This is a genomic window from Gardnerella sp. c12Ub_1 (assembly GCF_055804375.1).
The window spans coordinates 213,563-235,283 of sequence record NZ_JANUZC010000001.1 but is presented as its reverse complement, the minus strand read 5'-3'; the positions used below and the strand labels follow the sequence as shown (position 1 = coordinate 235,283).

Below are 21,721 nucleotides of genomic sequence, written 5' to 3'. Positions count from 1 at the left end.
GATTGACTATAAAAATTGCTCAAAATCATCATTTGCACAAAAATCATTCAAAAAGTTCAACCGAATCATCTACAAGATGCTTAAAGCGATTTGATTTTGCTTGAGCGTAAATCTTAAACGCATTATAAAACTCTTTATTTTTAAGATACTTATTAATAAAAAATACACACAAAAATACGCTAAATTCAACCGACCACGCAAGCCACGCGCCTAATGGCCCTGAAACCCATGGAATAACTCCGATTTGTAAATCTCCAAGATTCCAAGCACAATTCGCCATAATGTTTGTTCCAATAGAGGAAATATTAGCGAAAAATAGCGCAATAGAGTAATTCCAGCACGAGCAAACAAGAGACAAAAGCCCAAAAATCGTTGCAAAATCAACAAAAGGAGCAACAAGTAAGTTCGCTATAATAGATATAAAAGAAACTTGAGGTTGCATTAATATTTGCACAGGAAGTGTAAAACATTGAGCACACAATGTAATACTTAACGCGCTTGCAATACTAGACGGCATATATCTTAAAAAGATTCTTCTTAAAGGCATTCCACAAACAATTATTCCAAAAGTAGCGCAAACAGAAAGCGCAAACGCGTAATCCCACGCAAATTTTGGGCAAACAAATAAAACACCTATAACAGTTAAACTTAACGCGCTAGCACATTGATACACTCTAGAAAGTAAAAATGCGATTGAACAAATAATGCCCATTATAAGTGCGCGTAAAACCGAAGCAGATGGGTAAACAATAAATGCTAGAGAAATATTTCCAAGTATTTCAAGGAGCGCACACAGCCATTTTGGAGCAAGAAAATATAAGCAAATTTTACGAATCATTGCAGCAATAAGCAAAAAGTGACCTCCAGAAACTGCCATTAAGTGCATTATTCCCGAAATCTTAAATCTTTGCTTCATTGTATTTGCATATGCGCTGTCAATTTGACTACTTTTATCTTCATCGTCATTGCTTAAATGCTCTTGACCCAAAAGCCCTACAGTAAGTCCAGGAACAAGCATTTGACCCTGCTCACTCAAATTGCTTGTAACTTTGTAAAATTCTTTGTAAAGACTGTTTAGAGCACTTGTTAAAAACCCAGATTTTTCAATCACTTTTAAGGAATTAACTTGATTTTTGCTCGTTTTATTTTCCTTACTAAACTTAGATTTATCTTTTTTACTAGCTTTAGGAATTTGAATTTCTACGTTATTTGCGCCAAATTTTGATATACCAATCTTTGCAAAACTGCTAATCGTATAGCCATAATTAATTGCTTTACAATCTGGATTAAAAGCGTAAAGCTTCGCACTTGCAAAACTCACACGTTTTTGCACAACATGATTTTTATCTTCTGTTTCAACACTTTTAACACTTACATTAGCTACACAATCTCCTCTAAAAGAAGGGGATGTTCTTAAGGGAGACGTTATTTTCATAACCACTTTAGCGCTTTTAGAATCGAGCCTTTTATTACCATCATAGCTTTGAGCGCTTCTAGCACTTTCGCTTTTAATAACAGAAAAAACAGGATCTAGTTCTTCTAAACATTGCGTAATCAAACAAATCATAAATGAAGCTAAAAATGCGCACATAATCGCATAAAAAGTTTGCTTGTATTTGATTATTTCTAAGCGTCTCAAAAATGTAATTTTAAACATGCCATTAGCAAATACGCAATAAAAACATGCAACAACAAACGCAAAAGTGGCAAATATTGTATACGCTAAAACTTGATTACTTTTGCATATAAATCTTGCATACAAGCATCCAAACCACATTGCAAAAGCAATTGGAACAAGTCTAAAATCCTTGTTTCCATTTTCAAAATTCCAATAAAATTCTTCCATTTTACGCCTTAAACAACAAAGTTATAAAATAAACCTATAGATAAGCGATTCTTAACCAACACAAATCATCGATTTAATCTTTGCAAAAGTTTTGGAACCAATCCCATTTACTTGCATCAAATCTTCAACACGATTAAAAACGCGAACTTTTTTACGCATGTCTAATATTCTTTGAGCCATTTTTGGCCCTATGCCTTTTATTGCTTGTAATTCTTCTGACCCAGCACTATTTATATTTATGCATTCACTTTTATTTTGAATATTTTTGCTGCGATTTTGGCTATATTCACTCTTATTTTTTTCAATCAAATCTTGATTTTTACCAACACTTTCAACGCTTTCTTCATCTTTTTTTAACTCACTTTTATGATTAGTGCTCACTTTTGATTTATTATTTGATTCGTCTTTACCATCATTTTTACCGTCGCCTTTAGCATCTGACTTATTGTAAAAATCAACTTGCTTATTAGAATGATTTTTTGACTTTGCACTAGCGTTATATGCATAAACCTTGCTATAAGTTGCATATTGACTTATTAACATTGTTAAACTACAAGATAAACAAACAACTAGAATCAGCATTATTGCTAAAATATGAGCAGGCTTTATAGCTAATCTAACATGATTCTTCATTCTTGCTTCGTTGCGCTTATTAAAATCATCAACTTTTAATGAAGAACTATTAGCATTAGCAGCAAGGTCTTTCAAAGCGAGCGCACGTTCTTTAGTTTCGCTATCTAAAACACAAGTTTTATAGTCTAAAATATTCAAATCATCTTTTGTGTGCTGTAAATCTTTAGCTTCTCTATAAGAATCACTAATATCACTGATTTCTTCACTAACATAATTGTTCAAGCCACTAATAGCCTCAAATCTTTCCAAAACATTACGACTCGTTTTATGCACCTTTAATCACCTCCTTTTGTTATTCATAATCATTCATAAAAAAAGATGCTTACCTCCACTATTAAATGAAGATAAGCATCTTTCAAGTAAAATTAACCAATGTGGTTAAAGGCTATTTTGCCTAGAAAACATTGAGTTTTCAGCTTTCGTCTGGCACAATAGACACAATCTTTGGAGCCTTCACAATCACTTTGCGCGGAGCTTTACCACCTAAGCGATCAGCAACAGCTTTCAACGCAAGCTTTTCAAGCTCGCTAGCATAAATATTCGGGTCAACTTCGAGCTTTGCGCGAACTTTGCCCTTGATTTGCACAACAGCTGTAACAGTATCCTCACCAACATAGCGAGAATCTGCAACAGGCCAATTTGCGTGAGCAATCGACTTAGTATGCCCAAGCTTGCTCCACATTTCTTCGCAAATATGCGGCGCAATTGGAGAAAGCATAAGAACAAGCGGCTCAACTGCTGCGCGAGGCACGTGAGGTAGAGACGTTAAGTGGTTATTCAACACAATCAGCTTAGCGATTGCAGTGTTTGGACGCATTGCTTCCATCTCTACAGTCACTTCGGCAATCGTGTTATTAAGAAGCTTAAGCGTCTTTTCGTCGAGCGCATCTTCTGTTACTACGCAAGCACCAGTTTCTTCGTTAACAACGTTACGCCACAAGCGTTGCAAGAATCGCATGCCTCCAACAACGTTGCGCGTATTCCATGGACGAGATTCAGAAAGTGGACCCATGCTCATCTCGTACAAGCGGAACGTATCTGCACCGTAGTTTTCGTACATGTAGTCTGGAGTCACAATATTCTTTAGGCTCTTGCCCATCTTTCCAAACTCGCGATTTACGCTCTCGCCGTGCCATGTAAAGGTTGGCTCGCCGGAGCCGTTTGGAGCACCTTCCTCAACCTCATCAGCCGGAACGTACTGTCCGCGCTCATCCGTGTAAGCGTAAGCTTGAATCATGCCCTGGTTAAACAAGCGATGGAATGGCTCAGCAGAATTCACATAACCCAAATCGTAAAGCGCTTTATGCCAGAATCGCGAGTAAAGCAAGTGCAAAACTGCGTGCTCTACACCGCCAACATAAAGGTCAACGCCGCCAGAAACATGCTCTTTGCCTGGACGGTTCGTGCCCATCCAATAGTCGTATTCGTCGCTGTCAACCATGTGCTCTGCGTCATTCGGATCCAAGTAGCGCATGTAGTACCAGCATGAACCAGCCCAATTTGGCATAGTGTTGGTGTCTCGATAGTAGGTTTTTACGCCGTCACCAAGATCGAGCTGAACTTTAACCCAATCATCATTTCGACTCAACGGCGCTTCTGGCTCCGAGTTTGCATCGTCTGGAGCATAAGTCTTTGGTTGATAGTCTGGAACATCTGGCAAAGCAATCGGAAGCTCACTATCTGGAACTAAGTAAGCAACACCATCCTCGTCGTAAACAATTGGGAAAGGCTCACCCCAGTAGCGCTGCCTAGAGAACAGCCAGTCGCGAAGTCTGTAAGAAACTCTGCCAACGCCTACGCCTGCCGATTCAAGCCAAGTCGTCACTTTTTTAATAGCTTCATCTACGCGCAAACCGTTAATAGACAAGGCGTCGCCAAGCTTATGAGTATGCTCAACAGAAGAGTTAATAACAATTCCGTCATGAGAAACAAACGGAGCTTTGCCATCATAATCTTCTAACTTTTCGCCAGAATCAAGCAAAGGCTTAACAGTGTAAATCACAGGCAAGCCAAAAGCTTTAGCAAAATCATAATCGCGCTGATCACCGCCTGGAACTGCCATAATTGCGCCCGTTCCGTAGCCCATAAGCACATAATCTGCAACAAACAGTGGAAGTTTTGCACCAGTTACAGGATTAATCGCGTAAAGACCAGTAAACAAGCCAGTTTTTGCTCCAGCATCTTCCGTGCGATCTTTAGCAGTCTTTGCACGAGCTTGAGCTTGGTACTCTTCCAATCCTTCCTTAAGATTTGCGTAGCCACCCTTCCAACTTTCTGGAACGTTTGCACTCCAGGCTTCTGGAATATGCTCAAGAATCGGATGATCTACAGAAACAACAGCAAAAGTTGTACCAAAAAGCGTGTCTGGACGAGTTGTGTACACTTCCAAATCGCGCGTTTCACCATCTGCACAAGGCACATCAAAGTGAACGGAAGCACCGTGAGATTCGCCAATCCAGTTTCGCTGCATAAGCTTAACTTTTTCTGGCCAATCAATCGTATTCAAATCTTCAATCAAGCGATGAGCGTAAGCCGTAATTCGCATTGACCACTGACGAAGATTGCGCTGGAATACTGGGAAGTTTCCGCGCTCAGATTTTCCTTCTGCAGTAACTTCCTCGTTTGCAAGCACAGTTCCCAATCCTGGGCACCAATTTACAGGAGATTTAGAAATGTAAGCAATACGGAAGTCATTCAAAACGTCTGCTTGTTCTACTTTGCTAAGTTCTTCCCACTTTTTGCCTGCAAAACCAGGAATTTCGCGCTTTGCGCTCTTAAACTCATCAACAAGCTCACAAATTGGACGAGCAGAACCCTTTCCTCCATCTTTTCTTACAAAATCAGGGTTATACCAAGCATCGTAAAGCTTCGAGAAAATCCATTGTGTCCAACGAACGTAGTTTGTATCAATAGTTGCAAAAGACCTACGATCATCAAAACTCAATCCCATACGATGCAACTGCCTGCGCATATTTGCAATATTTGCCTCGGTAGTAATGCGAGGATGCTGACCAGTTTGCACGGCGTACTGTTCTGCAGGAAGTCCAAAAGCGTCGTAGCCCATAGCATGCAAAACGTTCTCGCCTTTCATGCGATGATATCGGCTTACAACATCTGTTGCTAAATATCCAAGAGGATGTCCAACATGCAAGCCTTTACCAGAAGGATACGGGAACATGTCCATCGCAAAGAAAGAAGGGCGGCCTTCAGCATTCCTGCCTTCGCCATCCTGCAAATTGCCCTTAACATTAGCAGCCCAGAATGTGCCTTGCTCATCCCAGGTTTTTTGCCAGCGCTGCTCAATATCTTGTGCGAGTTGCGCATTATAACGAAAAGCTGGCTCAGCGATTGTAGCTTTATTGTCAGCTGTTGAATATTGTTGATCGTTGTCTTCCATAAACAAGCACTATAGCGACTCATATCGTCAATTTGCAACACTTTTTACAACTTTTAAGCATATTTTATTGTGTTTTTTGAAAGTTTTAATGCACAATTCACAAAATACTATTATTTAGCGTTTTTTATAAAAATCATTACTACAATTGTTTTAAGAGTTTAACATAAGAATTTACTAGAAATAATATGATTTAACGAGGTTAGTTATGAAGGTATCAAAGAACACGCTTTTATTAATCGCATGCCTTGTATGGGGATTTGCTGGATTTAACATTCTTAAGATTGGTGTTAATGCATACTCAAACTTTTTAACTCCTATTAACTTCACTTTATCTTTAGCTGTTTTTGTAATATTCCAAGTGTTTATTTTTGGAAAACTTGTTAAAAAGCATGTGTCTAGAATCAACGCTTACAAAGAAAACAAGCAATTTTTCCTTAAATTCTTTGACGTTAAATCTTTTATAATCATGGCTTTTATGATGACTTTTGGAATTGTTCTTCGTGCAACAAATATAGCTCCAGAACGCTTTATTGCCGTGTTTTATACGGGATTAGGCTCTGCATTAGCCTTAGCAGGATTGCTTTTTGGATATCATTTTGCTAAAACTGTATGTCCGCGTTACAAAAACACTCATACTATGCAATAGCGCTTACAAACACTTGTAACGACATCAACATTACTAAGGAATATTTGACTATCACTCTACGTAAGGAAGTTACTATGAACCATGTTATGAAACGTTATATTAATACGTCTTTGTTGTATGCTGTCCTCGCCATGATTGGCGGCGTCTTTTATCGCGAATTTACAAAATTTAATGCTTTCCATGCAAAAACTGTGCTTGCTGTAGTTCATACACACTACTTTATGCTTGGCATGGTTGTTTTTCTGTTACTCATACTATTTGAGAAAAACTTCAGTTTTAGTAACGAAAAAACTACAAGAATCCTAATAACTTATCATATTGGACTCAACCTAACAGCAGTAATGATGATTACTCGTGGAATTGCACAAGTAATGCGTCTACATCTCAGTCCATCTATAGATTTTTCCATAACTGGTTTAGCAGGAATCGGACACATCCTACTTGGTGTAAGTATTGTACTCATATTATTGCAAATTAAACGCAGCATCACTCATTGTGCTAATACTTCATTAGAATAGTAATGATAGGAATAATTTAGTTTATTCATAAAATATTTGTTAAGTGTGTAACTATAAGCCGCATATGCTACTACATTAAGAAGGTTGCTATGAGTAATAACGTGTATAAAAAGAGTAGATCATACGCACCAGAACGATTCTTTGAATGCGAAGGTCGTGGCCTTAACTGGCTTCGAGAAGCTTACGACTATGGCGGGCCTAAAGTAGCTAAAGTTTTTGATTGGGGAAAAGACTACTTAAACATTGAACGCATTGAAACTACAAGCCCTACTCCTTTAGCATCGTTTGAATTTGGAGCGTCTTTGGCACACATGCACGATTTTGGTGCAAAATATTTTGGCGAAGCTCCTGCAGACTATAATGGCACATGCTATTTTGGACCATTAAGCGACCCTGTAAAAATGGATTGCGGCACTTGGAGTAACGTTATTGACTATTTGGCAGAAGGCAGACTTTTGCCAATGGTAAATCTTGGTATTTCTAGAGGAAGTCTTACAAAAAGCGATTTAGATCTTACAAATAAAGTTATTGGCGCTTTGCCAGATTTGCTTGGAAAAGCCGCTGAAGATAAGCCAGCGCGCGTTCATGGAGACTTGTGGAGCGGTAATGTTCTTTGGACTAAAAGCGAAGACGGAGAACACACAGAAGCTGTTTTAATTGACCCTGCAGCTCACGGCGGCCACCGCGAAGAAGATTTATCAATGCTTCACTTATTTGGAATCAGCTATTTTAAGCAGATTCTAGACGGCTACCAGTCTGTTCATCCACTAAAATCTGGTTTTGAAAATCGAATGACAATTTGGCAACTCTACCCTATTGCTGGTCATTGTGTTTTCTTCGGTGGAGGCTACGTTAGCGAATATCGAGATATGTGCTTGGATTTGCTTAATAGGTAAATTTGCATTAGATAATTTAATAGAAACTAATAGACAAGTAAGTACAAAACTAAAATTTACGAAAGGTTTTAACTATGATTCGCACGCATAAGCATATTTTGCGCAAAACTATTGCTGTTATAGCAGCTAGCACAATGCTTCTTGCGATTTGCGCATGCGGATCTAGTGCACAAAACGCGTCTCCTAGCGCAAAAGCTCAAGTGGACCACGGCAACGTTATAGTTTTTACACCCTCTGATGGCCTAAATTTAAGTAGAAAAACTCCATTAAGCACATGGGATAATCTTGTTCCAGAAATAGTAAAATCGTTAAAAAAGCAAGGATTTTCTAGCAACGCAATCACAACTAAGTCTTCTAACAGCTTGTATAATCAAAGTCAAGATATTCAAGATTATGTTGTAAACACTATTACGTCACTAAATCCTAAAAACAGCGCTAAAAATACTAAAAGTAAAAGCGCAAAAACAAATGTTAAGAATCTTCAAGATAGCGCAAAAAAGCAGCTTTCAAAAACGACTATTGTTGTTGCTCCTTGGACTAATAAAAACGGTCACAACAATTATGGAGATTATGTAACTCAACCAGATTCAAATAGTGATCAATTAAATGACGATGATTTAAAGAATCAAGAAGAAGCAGAAAATAGACTTTCTAACGCTTTAGAGCTTGCTAAAAAAGCTGGAATGCACGTTGTTATGCTTTCTAGACTGAGTAAGGGATTTAATCCAGATATTCTATTTAATCTTTCTTCCGCACAAAGAATTGGAGAGATTCAAGCCTACACTCTTGTACAAAAATTGGCTCTAAATCAAGCATCTAAAGATAATCCAAAAAGCGTGGAAGTGCTTTTGCCTTGCCATAATCAAAAGCAAAATGTTCATTTTCATGTTGGAATAAACAAACGCACAATAAACTCCGAGGATTCTTTGTATAAAACTCCAGATTTTGATGACGAATTTTCCAAACTTGCGTTTGAAGGAATCTGGAAAGTTCTAAAGCCATATTTTGAATCTGGACTAATGTTTTCTCCTTCTGGAAAGCTTAACAAAAATTCCACTGAAAACGATTGGGAAAACGTTGCTATAGATGCGGATAATTCTGATTCTGTTAAAGCAGAACTTGAATTTAGACTTATTGAAAAAAATAATTCTAAAGCAACTCCAACAAAACACGTAGATGGAATTATTGCGTTAGAAGATCAAGTTGCTATGCAAACAGAAAGCGCTTTAGAAGAGCTTGGATATAAGGGCAGCTCTGCAGACATTAATCCTTCGTTTACTCTTCCAGACATTATTGGAAACTTTATTGGAAAACGTAATTTAAGCAAAAAGCGCGTACCTTTGCCATCTAATGTAAAAAATAATAAGCTCAAAAAACAAAAAGTAAACGAAAAAAGTAACAAAAATAAAAACTCACAAGATAGCAATCAAAGTAGCATCCAAGATAGTCAAAGTGAATATGCAAACACTATTGCAAACGATTCAAAATGGCCTGTTATTACAGGCTACGGAGCATACAAAGACGCTTTGCCTAATCTTGTAAACGGAAAGCAATGGATGACTTCTATAGAAAACATCCAAAAGATTTCTAGCGATGTTGCAAAACAGTGTAATTCGTTAAACACTACTGGAAAGATTACGCAACTAGAAGATGTAACCATTTTTGTAAACAATAGTGATTCGCAAAAAGGTGTACCAGTTGCAAGTGAAGCTATTCTTGCGATCAGCGCAACTAATCTTAAAGCGCTTTTAATAGACCCAGGCTATGTGACTCTTGCAGACGCAGGTCTTTAATTGATTTGCGCTAATACATTGCTCTAACGATTGCGCTAACGCATTACGCTAATCAACTTAAGCTTACGCCCGAGCTTGTGCTCTATTAACAGAGATTAATTCGATTATCTCTTAACTCTTGGAGCATAAATCTTATTTTCAATAAGATCTTTATAACGCTCTAAAACAACGCTTCTTTTTGCTTTAAGGCTTGGAGTAACCAATCCATTTTCTTGCGTAAACGCGTCTGGAACAATCTCAAACTTTCTAATCGATTGTGCTCTAGAAACCTTAGAATTTGCTTTTACAACACTTTGCTCAATTTCGGACCTTACAATCGAATTTTTTCGAGCTTCATCCAGCGAGCGCACAGGTCCTGCCCCTCTAGATATAAGCCAAGAGTTTACTTCTGCCAAATCAAGCGCAATAATTGCCGATATAAACGGCCTTCTGTCTCCTACAACAACGCATTGAGAAACGATTGGGCAAGTTATAACAGAAGCTTCTAGAATGCTTGGAGAAACGTTTTTACCGCCAGCAGTTATTATTAAATCTTTCTTTCTGCCTGTAATCCTAACAAATCCATCTGGTTCTAGCGTGCCAAAATCTCCCGTATGCAGCCAACCATTTACTATTTGCTTTTCTGTTATTTCTGGATGATTATGGTATCCAACGCATACTGCAGGGCTTTTAATGCAAAGCTCACCTTCATTATCTATTGCAACAGACACGCCTTTAACTGGAATACCTACTGTTCCAATTCTGTATCCCTTTGTAGGGTTTACCATTGATGGAGCGCATGTTTCTGTCATTCCGTAGCCTTCAAGGATTGGAAGCCCAATTCCATTAAAGAAGTGAGATATAGACGTGTCTAAAGGAGCACCGCCAGAAACACCGTATTCAACACATCCTCCAAAAACTTGCAAAATCGACTTATATACAGTGTTTTTAAAGAATTCGTGACTTATTGCAATCAATGGCGAAACCATTGCACCATTTTGCTGCGCCTTTGACCATTGTTTAGCAACTTTTACGCTTAACGCAAATATAACGCCTTTTAATCCTCTGCCTGCTTTTTGAGAAGCCGCATTGTAGATTTTTTCAAATATTCTAGGAACACCAAGCACGAATGTTGGCCTAAAGCTTTTGAAGTCACTAAGTATTGTTTTTAGATTACTAGATAATCCAAGTGTAACGTTTCCAGTAAAGCAAAAGAATTGCATATATCGTGCAAAAACGTGTGCTAGAGGAAGGAACAGCAAAAGTCGTGGACTACCATTCTTACTTTTTAACGCTATATCTGGCATAGAAACTATTCCAGACTTTGCTATAAAAACAAAATTGCCATGTGAAAGCTCAATACCTTTTGGCTCTCCAGTAGATCCAGAAGTATAAACAATTGTTGCTAAATCTTTACCTCTAACAGCTTTTTCTCTCTCGTAAAATTCTGCATCCGTAACGGTTTTTCCGTATTCAATAAACGCATCTATTGCATCTGAACTCAATACGAATATTTCTTCAAGACATTTGCACGACTTTTTTGCAATCAATACATTATCTCTAATTGCTTCGTCTTCAACAAAAATCATGCTCACATTGGAATCGTTAACAATGTTTTCTATTTGACTCACAGAGCTTGTTTCGTAGATTGGAACAGTTAAAGCTCCAATAGACATTATTGCCATATCTAGCAAAGTCCACTGCCAAGAAGTATGAGCAATTATAGATATTGAATCCCCTGGCATAACGCCATGCGCTATAAACCCTTTTGCAACCGCTATAACTAAATCTCTAAACTCTTTAGCGCTAAAAGAATTCCACTCTCCGCTTTTTGCAATGTATTCAATCAAAGGGTCGTTTGGCTTGCGATTAACGCGATCTTCAAGAAGCGAAAAAACATTTGCGTCATAATCAATCTTCTCATCAAGATTGCGAGAATACTTTTGCATAACCGCTCCTTAAATTGCGCATATTGTTTAAGCAATGATTCTCAACATTTTACTCAAGAATCTATACACACTATACGATACGTATTTTACTATTTTTCTTTTAAGTCTTCTTTTGGCTTTAACACTATTTTTTGTTTTTGAACCATCTTTTTTGGGTTTGCGTACGTTCTGTTTTTTCGTTTTAATCCCCATTGAACGCAAAGATTATCGCAATGATCCGATCCAACTGTTACATATGCAAAATTTTGACCTTTTTTAACAATTGATCCAACAGGCAAATCGGTATATGCAGGCTCAAATGTAGATGTTAAAACACCATGACTTATTGTTACAACAGACTTTCCAGCGACTAGACCCGCAAAGGCGATTATTCCGTCTTGTGGAGCGCGCAACTCATCGCCTTCTTTAGCTTGTAAATCAACACCTCTGTGGCCTGCAAGCCAAGGCTTGCTTGGAGCATCAAAATCCTTAATAATATTTGCTTCTTTTACTGGATATATCATCCTAGACTTGCAATATTCCTCCTTAGAATCCTCACTCATACTTGTAGCTAAAACATGCTTTTTAGAATTATTTTTACAAGTATTCGCATATTGCGTATACGCATCTTGCTGATTCGCTTGAATGTACTCATATTCAACGCTTTTGCTAATACTCGTATTTTCTAGAACACGAATTAGTGTAATAAATGCAATCAAAGCAAAAAACGCTATTATGTATACAAAAATTATCTTATGTTTCAAAACATATTTTTTTATTCTATTAATTTTTTTGGTGATTCTTTGCATCATTTTTTTATCAATGACTTCCATCTTAAATATTTTCCACATATTTTCTCTCCTTTGAATTTCACACTAAAAATGGCGTATTTTAAGGGTTTTTGCTAATTTATTTTGCGTTCTTAAAAGTTTTTCATACGATTCTTTTTTAGTAAAGATTTTTTAAGCAATGTGGTTAAAGGCTATAAAACCTTGATATTTCAACGTTTAACAATTTTCGACACGCCCAAACGAGCATATATTTGCATATTGCCAAATTCCGTGTAATATAAATGTCTTGTGCACGGCACAAAGCCAAGCATGGAAGATATTCCTGCGTAGCTCAGTTGGCAGAGCGTTCGACTGTTAATCGAATGGTCGCTGGTTCAAGCCCAGCCGCAGGAGCAAAATAAACCACCAGTTCGTCTGGTGGTTTTTTGTTTTATAAAAATTTTAGCTACATCAAAGCTAAGTCAAACTCTCAAAAACCTATAAGTTGCAAGGCATTACGTACTTGCTTTGGCGTAAACTGTAAAGGTCGTTTGCATAAAGCAAATCTTGGCAAATATTGATAAACAGAGGATAAATATGTTAGAAAACATCTCCAAAGTCATGAATAATGGCAATAAAAAGAAGATGATAGTTCTTATAACTGGCGTTGTAGTACTTGCGCTAGTTATTTGCATAGGCGCAATATGCTGGAACGCTCAGCATTCTGCTCGCGTAAAAGAGGCTCGTAAAGCTTGCGAAGTTCAAGTTGCGCAAGTAACTAAAGCAAACAAATCTTGGAACAAACTTATTAAAAATTCTCTACTTGTGTCTTTTGCTAAAGAAGATTCCGAAAACGGCAAACTACTAAATAAGCTTATGAAGTTGCGCATTCCAGAAACAGTTGTGTGCAACGCAAATTCACCAGAAGCTTTAGGCGCGCAAAATGCTCAAGCTGTTGCAGCAGCGCAATGGTATTCCGATAACGCTCAACGAATTCGCAGCATCACTTCTATTATGATTGATAAAGCTGCAGGCGACGAGTCTACTCAAGAAGACAAAAAGAAGGAAGAAGAAAGCCAAAAGCAATTACAAAAGCTTACTGATCCTGTTATTAGAAAAGCGCCTAGAGTAAACCGTAGGCCAAGACTTAACATTCCTAACATTCCTCCAGATCCTGTAGAAACAGCAAAGAGAAAAGCTCAAGAAGAAGCCATTAAAGAGGCAGAAAAGAAAGAGGCAGAAAAGAAGAAAGAAGAAGAATTAAGAAAGCAAATTGAAAAAGAGCTTAGAGAACAGCTAAAGAAGGAACAAGAAGAAAAGAAAGCTGCAGAAAAGAAGGCAGAAGAAGATAGAAAGAAAAAGGAAGAGGAGGAGAAGAAGAAGCAAACTACTCCTCCTACACCTACACCTCCTGCTCCTGGATCTGGCGGTTCTACTGGCGGTACACAAAACCCTCCAGTTACCCCTGGAGACAGCACAGGTGGCAACGTGACTACACCTCCACCAGCTACTACCGGCGGAACGAACGCCAACTAACCTCTGTTAATCAATAAAAAATGCGCTCAGCAAATCACTGAGCGCATTTTTTATATTCTAAATCACTTTGTTAAATCAACTTGATCTAAAGGAATAACCTTGGTGTGGTACTTAATCTTGTATCCCACATAAAGCACAATGAACAGCGGAACAGACATATAAGTTATGCCAATCGCTTGCCAATTAAGCGTGTGGAACGATTCAAGATCTTGACCAACAATAACCAAAATGCACAATACAAGAGCCACAATAGGGCCGAATGGGTACCACTTAGCTTTATAAACAAGATCGTCCAAAGACTTTCCTTGAGCAATATACGCCTTGCGGAACCTATAGTGCGCAGCTGCGATTCCTGCCCAGGCAATGAATCCAGTCAAACCACTTGCAGCAACTAAGAACATGTAAATTTGCGTTCCAAAAATACTCATCAAGAATGTTAAAAGAGCTACAACAAACGTTGCAACCAAAGATTGCATTGGAACACCTCTTCTATCTACGTTTCCAAACATCTTTGGAGCGTGATTATCTTTTGCAAGAGCGTAAAGCATTCTAGTAGAAGCGTACATTCCAGAGTTTGCTGCCGAAATAACAGATGTAAGCACAACAGCGTTCATAATTGTTGCTGCAACTGCCAATCCTGCACGCTGGAACACAAGAGTGAATGGGCTTATAGAAATATCGCTAGCTTCCGATCCAAGCAAACTTGGGCTTGTGTATGGAATAATGCATGCGATTACAAAGATTGCAAGAATGTAGAACAAAACAATACGCCAGAACACTTGCTTTACAGCCTTTGGAATGCTCTTATCTGGTGTTGCAGATTCGCCTGCTGTAATGCCAATAAGCTCTGTTCCCTGGAAAGAGAAGCCTGCAATAGCAAACGCGCCTAAAACAGCTGGGATTCCGCCAGCAAATGGAGCATTCTTATGCGTAAAGTTGCTTAGCAATGGCGCTTTTCCGCCTAAAATTCCAACAATCGTAAGCAAACCAATAGCAAGGAATATAATAACGGTTACAACTTTAATAATCGAAAGCCAATACTCGGTTTCTCCAAAGCACTTAACAGTAAGAATGTTAATCAAAAGAATAATAACAAGAACTGTTAGCGAAAATACCCATATTGGAACCTTAGGAAGCCAATATTGCAAAACGATTGCTGCAGTGCTTATATCTACAGCAACTGTAATTGCCCAGTTAAACCAGTAATTCCAGCCCATTGCAAATCCTAAAGCTGGATCAATAAACTTTCCAGAATAAGATGCAAAAGATCCACTAATTGGCATATAAGTTGCCATCTCGCCAAGAGATGTCATAAGAAAATAAACCATAATGCCGATTGCAGCATACGCTAAAAGCGCTCCCCCTGGGCCTGCCATGTGGATTGTTGCACCGCTAGCTACAAATAAGCCTGTTCCAATGCTTCCACCCAAAGCAATCATGGAAATGTGGCGTGTTTTTAGACCGCGATGAACGGTTTGAGATTCTGTAGTTGATGAACTGTTGTTACTCATTGTTTCCTCCTTTTGACAATATTCAAACAGAGGCAAACAGGCAACAGTATGCATGTCGATAGCACTCCGCAGCAAATTGCCAAAATTGCTGCGACAGTCCTTGGCCTATTGAGCCAAGTCCCAGCTTGTAAGCTAGAAAGAATAACCTACAAACTTCGGCGCTCTTCCCTTTTGCAAACCACTTAACGCCTCTTTCTGGCTAATGATTGCTACTCTTGTTGAGCGCGACCTCTGGTCGATGTGTTTTATTATTAAGATAGGCAAAGACAAACTCTAGACACTAACCGATATTTATTCAGATTAGACTAGATTTTCTACTTATTTTGATTATTTTTTTCTGTATTTTTTATGGATTTATCGGAAATTTTACGACTATATGCATTATGTCTGCGATATTTATTTATTTTTATTGGCGATTTGCGATTCATTGCGCCAAAAAGCGTTAAATCAAACTTTACAGACATTAATCGCATCGCAACTACTAGCACAACAATAAGAGTATCTAAAATCATCTCTGTAATAACATCAAAACACCCTGCACGTTGCGCTTTTACAACAAATACTGTTAAAACACACCCAACTGCAGCAGGAAGCGCATACCAATGCTTATCTCGAACAATTACAGGAACTTGATTCAAAACCATATCTCGAATTAATCCACCACCAAGCGCCGTTGCCATGCCCAAAAACACAGACGCCATTCCAGACATGTGAAAATCCAGCCCCTTAGCAGTGCCATTTACAGCAAAAAGACCCAATGCTAAAGCGTCCAGAGTTAACATAAACCACTTCCACTCATCAATTTCTAGATGAGCGAAAGCAACAATAACACCAGAAGCTAGACCCGTAAAAACAAATCCCCTATCCGCAATTCCTACAGGAGGCAAAGCGCCAAGCAAAACATCTCTAACAATTCCACCACCCAATGCTGTAAGCCAAGACGTTGTAATTATTGCAAAAATATCGTAGTTCTTGCGAATAGCCCACATTCCGCCAACCATTCCACAACAACCCACAGCTATGTATTCAACAACAAGGAAGAAAACGTTGTCACCTAATGCCCCTTCCACAATACTTCCTTTCCATGCGCTAAACACTCAAAACAAAATCTAACCAACAATTAACCTATATCTAACCAAGCATACAATTAGCGCGCCACTTGTTATAAACATAAAATGTTATAAACATACAATGACGCGCTAAATAAAATATACTAACGTTTTTTACGACTAATTTTAAACGATTTCAATTCTTAACTAGTCGCACACCTTCCACATCCAGTTGTGAGTGTCTTCAACATCTCCAAGCTGAATTCCAAGAAGCTCATCGCGAAGCTCTTGCGTAAGGGCTCCAACGCCACCATCTGCAACCTTAAGATCGAACTCTTCCGACTTAAACCTGCCGATTGGAGTAATGATTGCAGCAGTTCCACAAGCAAGAACTTCCGTAACTTCTCCAGAGCGAATGTCGTCAAGCAAGCCTTTAAGAGGAATCATAGTTTCAACAACATCATGACCCTTCTCTTTTGCAAGTTGAATAATAGAACGGCGAGTAACGCCTGGAAGAATGCTACCAGTCAAAGATGGAGTTTCCAAATGACCATCCTTGTGGAGCGCAAACATGTTCATGCCGCCAAGCTCTTCCAAATAAGTCTTAGTTGCAGCATCCACAAAGCAAACCTGCTCACATCCGTGCTCAATACCCTTATATTCGCCAAGCAAAGAAGCAGCATAATTTCCGCCACACTTAGCAAAACCAGTTCCACCAGGACCAGTACGGAACCATTGATCTTCTACCCAAATGCTAACAGGCTTTAAGCCGCCCTTAAAGTATGGGCCAGAAGGAGAAGCAATTACGCAATACTCAACCTCGTGAGCTTCGCGAACACCAAGGAAAGGCTCGGAAGCAAACATGAACGGACGCATATAAAGCGTGTATTCGCGCCTGCTTGGAACCCAATCTTTATCTCGCTTAACTAAAGCTGCAACCGACCCAATAAAATCGTCAATAGAAAGATCTGGCAAATACAAACGCTTAGCAGAATTTTGGAATCGCGCAGCATTAATATCTGGGCGGAAAAGCCAAACAGAACCATCGGAACGCTTATAAGCCTTTAATCCTTCAAAGCATTCTTGCGCGTAATGAAGAACAGATGCGCCTGGATCCATTTTCAACGGACCGTAAGGCTCAACACGCCTATCGGACCAGCCTTCTCCCTTGGTCCAAGACATATGAACCATATTGTCGGAGAAAATCTGACCAAATGCTGGCTTATCAATAAGTTCGTTGCGCTTAGCGCTAGAAACTGGGTTGTCGTTAGGCAAAACGGTAAAGTTGCCAGCTAATTTGTTTAACAGAGCAGGATCGCTATGATCGTAAGAACCGTAGGCATCCTTAAACTCTGGAGCGACTTCTAAATCGGCCATTATGTCTCTTTTCCTATTTGCAATTACTGTATTTGTGATTGCTTTATAATTAATGCATTGCAATTGCTTTTAATGCAATTAATGGTATAGATTAGTACGATTCTCAATTAACGCAAGCCCGTATACAAATATTTTTTATAGAAAAACAAGCATTTAGGCTAAAGATTTACGATTTGCAACAAAGAATTAACATAATATACGAAAAAAATAAATTCACAGCGTAAGATTTGTGCCTCTGGTGGGACTCGAACCCACAAGCCCGTAAGGGCGTCAGATTTTAAGTCTGATGCGTATGCCAATTCCGCCACGGAGGCAACAGTCATTAATTATGCCATATAAAACAATTAAAAACAACTCAGCGTGTGGCGAGTGTTCTACGACCCAAATCTAGAGTGATTCCATCCAGCAAGCCGTGCTCACTTGCAACAAAAGTTTCCAAGACGCCACCATGATCTTGATAAGCCTCTTTAGCAAGACGCTCAAGAACGCGACTTAGCACAACTGCACCTCCACCAACAACGTCAACTCTTCCAGGATGAATCGTTGCATACGTGCGGCGCCTCTCCCTAGACATATGCAAGAACCTATCGTTAACCGTATATGCCTGATCTAACGCGATTTTTACTCCATCAACAGCCTTATGGTCATAATGCTTTAAGCCAATCGCAAGAGCCGCCATAGTTGTAACAGTACCAGAAACACCAATAATCGTGCGCGCTTTACCAGCATCAACATGCTTTAACGCTTCATCTATATTCTTGTCAATATCTTTAATTGCACAAGATATCTCTTCTTCGGTAGGCGGATCCGTATGCAAATGACGCTCAGTCATGCGCACAGAACCAATGTTCATAGAATATGCCGAATCAACCTTATCTTCAGCAATATTTACGCCATCTCCGCCTAAAACAAGCTCTGTGGAGCCTCCGCCTAAATCAATAACAAGATAAGGCGCTTGCAAGTCTTTTCTAGAAACAACACTTGTTGCTCCCAAAAAACTCAAAGCAGCCTCTTCAGTTCCACTAATCACCTCTGGATGCACTCCAAGTTCTTCAAACATCATTTGTTCAAACACATCTCTGTTTAGAGCATCCCTTGTTGCAGAAGTTGCAACAAAACGAATAGCATCCACCTTATGCTCGCTAAGAACCTTAGCAAACTCTTTAGCAGCTTCTTTTACACGCTCTAATGCATCGGGCGCAAACATATGCGTTTCGTCAATTCCCTGCCCCAAGCGTACAACCCTAAGCATTCTAGGAACAACATCTTTCATGCCATTTTCATCAACTCTAGCAATTTTTAGACGAATCGAATTAGTTCCACAATCGATTGCAGCAACACAAACAGACTTGCTACATACGCCTTCTCGATTAACTTTTTTACAACCAAGATTGAGCGATTCTTCATCTTCATTTTGAGCATAGTCATTATCTTCCCAAGGAGTAGTGCATTTGCAAACTTTTGGACTAAACTCACTTGCGATTTTGTCTAAAACAATATCTCCAATAGGATTAACACCTCTGCCCATAACAAGACTTTGAGCTAGCAAAGCATGCAAGCATTTAACACGAACTGGCATTCCGCCTGCACTCATGTTTTTAATATGCTCTTCGCTATCGTTTAATCGATCAGCTAACTCTTTGCGAAACTCTAAATACGCTTTATGCGCATATTCGTATTTTTTAGCAACTTCTTCGTTAGTGTTTAACAAATCATTGCATTCCTTCATAAAGCCTTGTGCTTCTAGGTGCGAAGCAGCTTTAACAGCCTCTGGACTTGTTAAATAGCATGTTGTAGGAAAAGGAGTTCCGTCTTCTAAGCATGGACGCGTAATAACAGCAAGTGGCCTACCACAAACGCATCTAGCGCCAACAGCAACCATGCCCCTTGGAAATCTTCCTAATTGACGCTTTACAATGTTTTTGTCTGCTTTATTTGCAGGATTCTCTAGTAGCGAACTCACTAATAACTTTGCGTTTAGGCCCATGTTACACTCCATATGCATTGCGCATCTTAAAATCGTATATAACTCTTATTGTTAAATTCTATCTAGTTTTAATTCTATCTACTTTTATTACTATTATTACTATGTTTTTTGTTTGTTGACTTTTCATTATTACTTTTAGATTTATTAGACTTGCTTGTGCTATTGGAGTGATTATTTTGTTTGCCACTTTGCTTAGTGGTATTAATCTTAGAAGACTTGCTATTGGAATCATTTTCTTTAGCCTTAAAGCTCATATCGTCTGGCTTGTCTGCCTTGTGAAGCGCGTAAAACAAGTCACTATACCACGGCAACGCTTTTCTATCTTCGTACAAAGAATCATCCTTATTAAACGATTCTGGAACAGAACCCGTAATCGCCTCTGGATGCTCTACTCTAACAGCCTGCTCCCCTGGAAATATAAACCCCAATCTTTCCCTTGCTTGAGCTGCAACATACGCCTTGTCTTTCCAACGCTCTACATCGTTATTAAGAGCTTGCTTTTTATCTTTCAAAGCAGACTCATCCCTTTGCAAAGCGTGCAATTCTGCCAAACTTAAAGCATAGTTACGAATTGTTGATATAAGACCAATACAGCAAAGAAATACAACAACTATCATGGAAACAAATACGATTGAACCAGAAAACAGCTTCTTTGTTTGAGGCTGATTTGATTCGTCAACTGTATTTGCAGTCATGCGGCGATTTCTTAAAATCATACTTCTAAATTACTTTGAATATTCGACGTGACGCACACGCGCTTATAAGATTGCGGCCAGCAACACAAGTCCACTGACCGCAATCAACTCTTAGCTTTATTATTAAGCTTATTATTTAGCTTTAGTCTTTATACTTTTGACTTTAGATTACTCCATTTGAGCTTTGCTCAAAATCGTATCCGCAGAATGTTGCAATTTTTGCAACTCTTCTTGAGTCAAATCAAGCTGGCATTGCTTAACAATTCCTTCTCTACCAACAATTGCTGGGTAAGAAAGATAAGAATGGTATTCTTCGCGATAGTTAGAAACAGGCATTTGCTCTTTAGAATCCGAAAGAACTGCATCTACTAAACGAACTGCAGCAGCAGCAATACCGTAGTTTGTGTACTTCTTTCCGTAGAACACCGTAAATCCGCCTTCGCGAGTTTCCTCGTCAATAGCGTCTAAATCCATGTTCTTTTCTTTAATAAGTTCTGTTATAGGCTGCTCAAAGACTTTAACAGTAGACCACGCAACGAATTGCGAATCACCGTGCTCTCCCAAGCTATATCCCTTAACAGCCTTTGGATGCACGCCAAAGAACTTGCCTACTGCACGATGCAAGCGCGCAGAATCAAGCAAAGTGCCAGTTCCAATAATCTTTTCGTAAGGAAGACCAGTAGCTTCCTTGTAAAGCTGGCAAATAGCGTCGCAAGGATTTGTTATGTCGATTAAAACACCGTGGAATCCAGAAGCCTTAATCTTTGCACCAACTTCTGCAACTTCCTTACGATTATACTTAAGCTCTGCAAAACGATCTGGATGAGGAACGTCCAAAAGCTTTATGTGACCCAAGGCGCTTACGATTACCTCTACGTCTTTTAATGCTTCATAATCATTAACAGTAATATTAACGTTAAAAGGCACATTATCCATTGAATCTTCAAAATCCAATGCGTCGGCATTCACCTTTGCCTCGTTTGTATCATAAAGATACAAATCATCAGCATGACCGCCAACAACAAGTTGATGCGCTACTGCTGCACCAACGTTTCCCATGCCTATAACTGCGACTTTTCTCATATGAAACATCTCCTTCCGTTTTTAGTTTTCCATAAAAAATAGCACTATTTTGAAGAGAATAAAAGTAATTTTAGAAA

Annotated in this window: 16 protein-coding genes, 2 tRNA genes and 1 riboswitch; of the genes, 6 read left to right on the top strand and 12 right to left on the bottom strand. The window is 38.9% G+C overall.

Annotated elements, in window-relative coordinates:
- Positions 1-43: 43 nt before the first annotated feature.
- From NYP65_RS00945 to leuS, 3 genes are all read right to left on the bottom strand, one after another.
- Entirely contained in the window at positions 44-1,846 is a 1,803-nt protein-coding gene (locus NYP65_RS00945; protein WP_473410485.1) for a ComEC/Rec2 family competence protein, read from the bottom strand.
- A 51-nt stretch (positions 1,847-1,897) separates the two neighbouring features.
- On the bottom strand, positions 1,898-2,752 hold the full coding sequence (locus NYP65_RS00940) for a ComEA family DNA-binding protein (protein ID WP_473410484.1): 855 nt from the start codon (positions 2,750-2,752) through the stop codon (positions 1,898-1,900).
- Positions 2,753-2,891: 139 nt separating this feature from the next.
- Positions 2,892-5,876: a leucine--tRNA ligase gene (gene leuS, locus NYP65_RS00935; protein WP_473410483.1), complete on the bottom strand. Its 2,985-nt coding sequence runs from the start codon at positions 5,874-5,876 to the stop codon at positions 2,892-2,894.
- Positions 5,877-6,081: 205 nt separating this feature from the next.
- On the opposite strand from leuS, the gene NYP65_RS00930 reads away from it, so the two are divergent.
- The 4 genes from NYP65_RS00930 to NYP65_RS00915 all read left to right on the top strand — a co-directional run bounded on the left by NYP65_RS00930 (position 6,082) and on the right by NYP65_RS00915 (position 9,729).
- Positions 6,082-6,522 (top strand): hypothetical protein, encoded by a 441-nt coding sequence (locus NYP65_RS00930; RefSeq protein ID WP_101889338.1) that lies wholly within the window; start codon positions 6,082-6,084, stop codon positions 6,520-6,522.
- 74 nt (positions 6,523-6,596) lie between these two features.
- Positions 6,597-7,040, top strand: a complete 444-nt coding sequence (locus tag NYP65_RS00925) for a DUF2871 domain-containing protein (protein ID WP_346284436.1) — start codon at positions 6,597-6,599, stop codon at positions 7,038-7,040.
- Between the two features lie 89 nt (positions 7,041-7,129).
- On the top strand, positions 7,130-7,936 hold the full coding sequence (locus tag NYP65_RS00920; RefSeq protein WP_004133024.1) for a fructosamine kinase family protein: 807 nt from the start codon (positions 7,130-7,132) through the stop codon (positions 7,934-7,936).
- A 74-nt stretch (positions 7,937-8,010) separates the two neighbouring features.
- Entirely contained in the window at positions 8,011-9,729 is a 1,719-nt protein-coding gene (locus NYP65_RS00915) for a type 1 periplasmic-binding domain-containing protein (RefSeq protein ID WP_004131048.1), read from the top strand.
- A gap of 104 nt (positions 9,730-9,833) precedes the next feature.
- On the opposite strand, the gene NYP65_RS00910 is transcribed toward NYP65_RS00915, so the two are convergent.
- Entirely contained in the window at positions 9,834-11,657 is a 1,824-nt protein-coding gene (locus NYP65_RS00910) for an AMP-dependent synthetase/ligase (protein ID WP_473410482.1), read from the bottom strand.
- An 89-nt stretch (positions 11,658-11,746) separates the two neighbouring features.
- Entirely contained in the window at positions 11,747-12,487 is a 741-nt protein-coding gene (locus NYP65_RS00905; RefSeq protein WP_060785942.1) for a M23 family metallopeptidase, read from the bottom strand.
- A gap of 260 nt (positions 12,488-12,747) precedes the next feature.
- Between NYP65_RS00905 and NYP65_RS00900 the strand changes: the two genes are divergently transcribed.
- Together NYP65_RS00900 and NYP65_RS00895 are read left to right on the top strand one after the other, a co-directional pair.
- Positions 12,748-12,820: transfer RNA gene (locus NYP65_RS00900), tRNA-Asn, on the top strand.
- 183 nt (positions 12,821-13,003) lie between these two features.
- On the top strand, positions 13,004-13,942 hold the full coding sequence (locus NYP65_RS00895) for a hypothetical protein (RefSeq protein ID WP_346284434.1): 939 nt from the start codon (positions 13,004-13,006) through the stop codon (positions 13,940-13,942).
- A 62-nt stretch (positions 13,943-14,004) separates the two neighbouring features.
- Here the strand turns inward: NYP65_RS00895 and NYP65_RS00890 are convergent, their stop codons facing one another.
- The 7 genes from NYP65_RS00890 to NYP65_RS00860 all read right to left on the bottom strand — a co-directional run bounded on the left by NYP65_RS00890 (position 14,005) and on the right by NYP65_RS00860 (position 21,644).
- The gene (locus NYP65_RS00890) at positions 14,005-15,453 is read right to left on the bottom strand and encodes an amino acid permease (RefSeq protein WP_032812801.1); all 1,449 of its coding nucleotides are present in this window, start codon (positions 15,451-15,453) and stop codon (positions 14,005-14,007) included.
- Between the two features lie 51 nt (positions 15,454-15,504).
- Positions 15,505-15,696: riboswitch (Lysine riboswitch) on the bottom strand.
- A 71-nt stretch (positions 15,697-15,767) separates the two neighbouring features.
- Entirely contained in the window at positions 15,768-16,523 is a 756-nt protein-coding gene (locus NYP65_RS00885) for a trimeric intracellular cation channel family protein (protein WP_032815160.1), read from the bottom strand.
- Positions 16,524-16,709: 186 nt separating this feature from the next.
- The gene (locus tag NYP65_RS00880) at positions 16,710-17,879 is read right to left on the bottom strand and encodes a branched-chain amino acid aminotransferase (protein ID WP_016829565.1); all 1,170 of its coding nucleotides are present in this window, start codon (positions 17,877-17,879) and stop codon (positions 16,710-16,712) included.
- 230 nt (positions 17,880-18,109) lie between these two features.
- A tRNA-Leu gene (locus tag NYP65_RS00875) sits at positions 18,110-18,193 on the bottom strand.
- A gap of 41 nt (positions 18,194-18,234) precedes the next feature.
- Positions 18,235-19,866, bottom strand: a complete 1,632-nt coding sequence (locus NYP65_RS00870; protein ID WP_032839236.1) for a DUF501 domain-containing protein — start codon at positions 19,864-19,866, stop codon at positions 18,235-18,237.
- Between the two features lie 74 nt (positions 19,867-19,940).
- A complete protein-coding gene (locus tag NYP65_RS00865) occupies positions 19,941-20,582 on the bottom strand; it encodes an FtsB family cell division protein (RefSeq protein WP_032839234.1) in 642 nt (213 codons plus the stop codon).
- A gap of 147 nt (positions 20,583-20,729) precedes the next feature.
- Positions 20,730-21,644 carry an L-lactate dehydrogenase gene (locus NYP65_RS00860; protein WP_004130482.1) on the bottom strand — a complete coding sequence of 305 codons (915 nt, stop codon included), beginning with the start codon at positions 21,642-21,644 and terminating at the stop codon, positions 20,730-20,732.
- Between the last annotated feature and the right edge of the window lie 77 nt (positions 21,645-21,721).

Excerpts from the sequence above, each read along its gene's own strand:
- NYP65_RS00945 (WP_473410485.1), bottom strand. The coding sequence starts at position 1,846 with ATGGAAGAATTTTATTGGAATTTTGAAAATGGAAACAAGGATTTTAGA.
- leuS (WP_473410483.1), bottom strand. The coding sequence starts at position 5,876 with ATGGAAGACAACGATCAACAATATTCAACAGCTGACAATAAAGCTACA.
- NYP65_RS00930 (WP_101889338.1), top strand. The coding sequence starts at position 6,082 with ATGAAGGTATCAAAGAACACGCTTTTATTAATCGCATGCCTTGTATGG.
- NYP65_RS00925 (WP_346284436.1), top strand. The coding sequence starts at position 6,597 with ATGAACCATGTTATGAAACGTTATATTAATACGTCTTTGTTGTATGCT.
- NYP65_RS00920 (WP_004133024.1), top strand. The coding sequence starts at position 7,130 with ATGAGTAATAACGTGTATAAAAAGAGTAGATCATACGCACCAGAACGA.
- NYP65_RS00915 (WP_004131048.1), top strand. The coding sequence starts at position 8,011 with ATGATTCGCACGCATAAGCATATTTTGCGCAAAACTATTGCTGTTATA.
- NYP65_RS00910 (WP_473410482.1), bottom strand. The coding sequence starts at position 11,657 with ATGCAAAAGTATTCTCGCAATCTTGATGAGAAGATTGATTATGACGCA.
- NYP65_RS00905 (WP_060785942.1), bottom strand. The coding sequence starts at position 12,487 with ATGTGGAAAATATTTAAGATGGAAGTCATTGATAAAAAAATGATGCAA.
- NYP65_RS00895 (WP_346284434.1), top strand. The coding sequence starts at position 13,004 with ATGTTAGAAAACATCTCCAAAGTCATGAATAATGGCAATAAAAAGAAG.
- NYP65_RS00890 (WP_032812801.1), bottom strand. The coding sequence starts at position 15,453 with ATGAGTAACAACAGTTCATCAACTACAGAATCTCAAACCGTTCATCGC.
- NYP65_RS00880 (WP_016829565.1), bottom strand. The coding sequence starts at position 17,879 with ATGGCCGATTTAGAAGTCGCTCCAGAGTTTAAGGATGCCTACGGTTCT.
- NYP65_RS00870 (WP_032839236.1), bottom strand. The coding sequence starts at position 19,866 with ATGGGCCTAAACGCAAAGTTATTAGTGAGTTCGCTACTAGAGAATCCT.
- NYP65_RS00865 (WP_032839234.1), bottom strand. The coding sequence starts at position 20,582 with ATGATTTTAAGAAATCGCCGCATGACTGCAAATACAGTTGACGAATCA.
- NYP65_RS00860 (WP_004130482.1), bottom strand. The coding sequence starts at position 21,644 with ATGAGAAAAGTCGCAGTTATAGGCATGGGAAACGTTGGTGCAGCAGTA.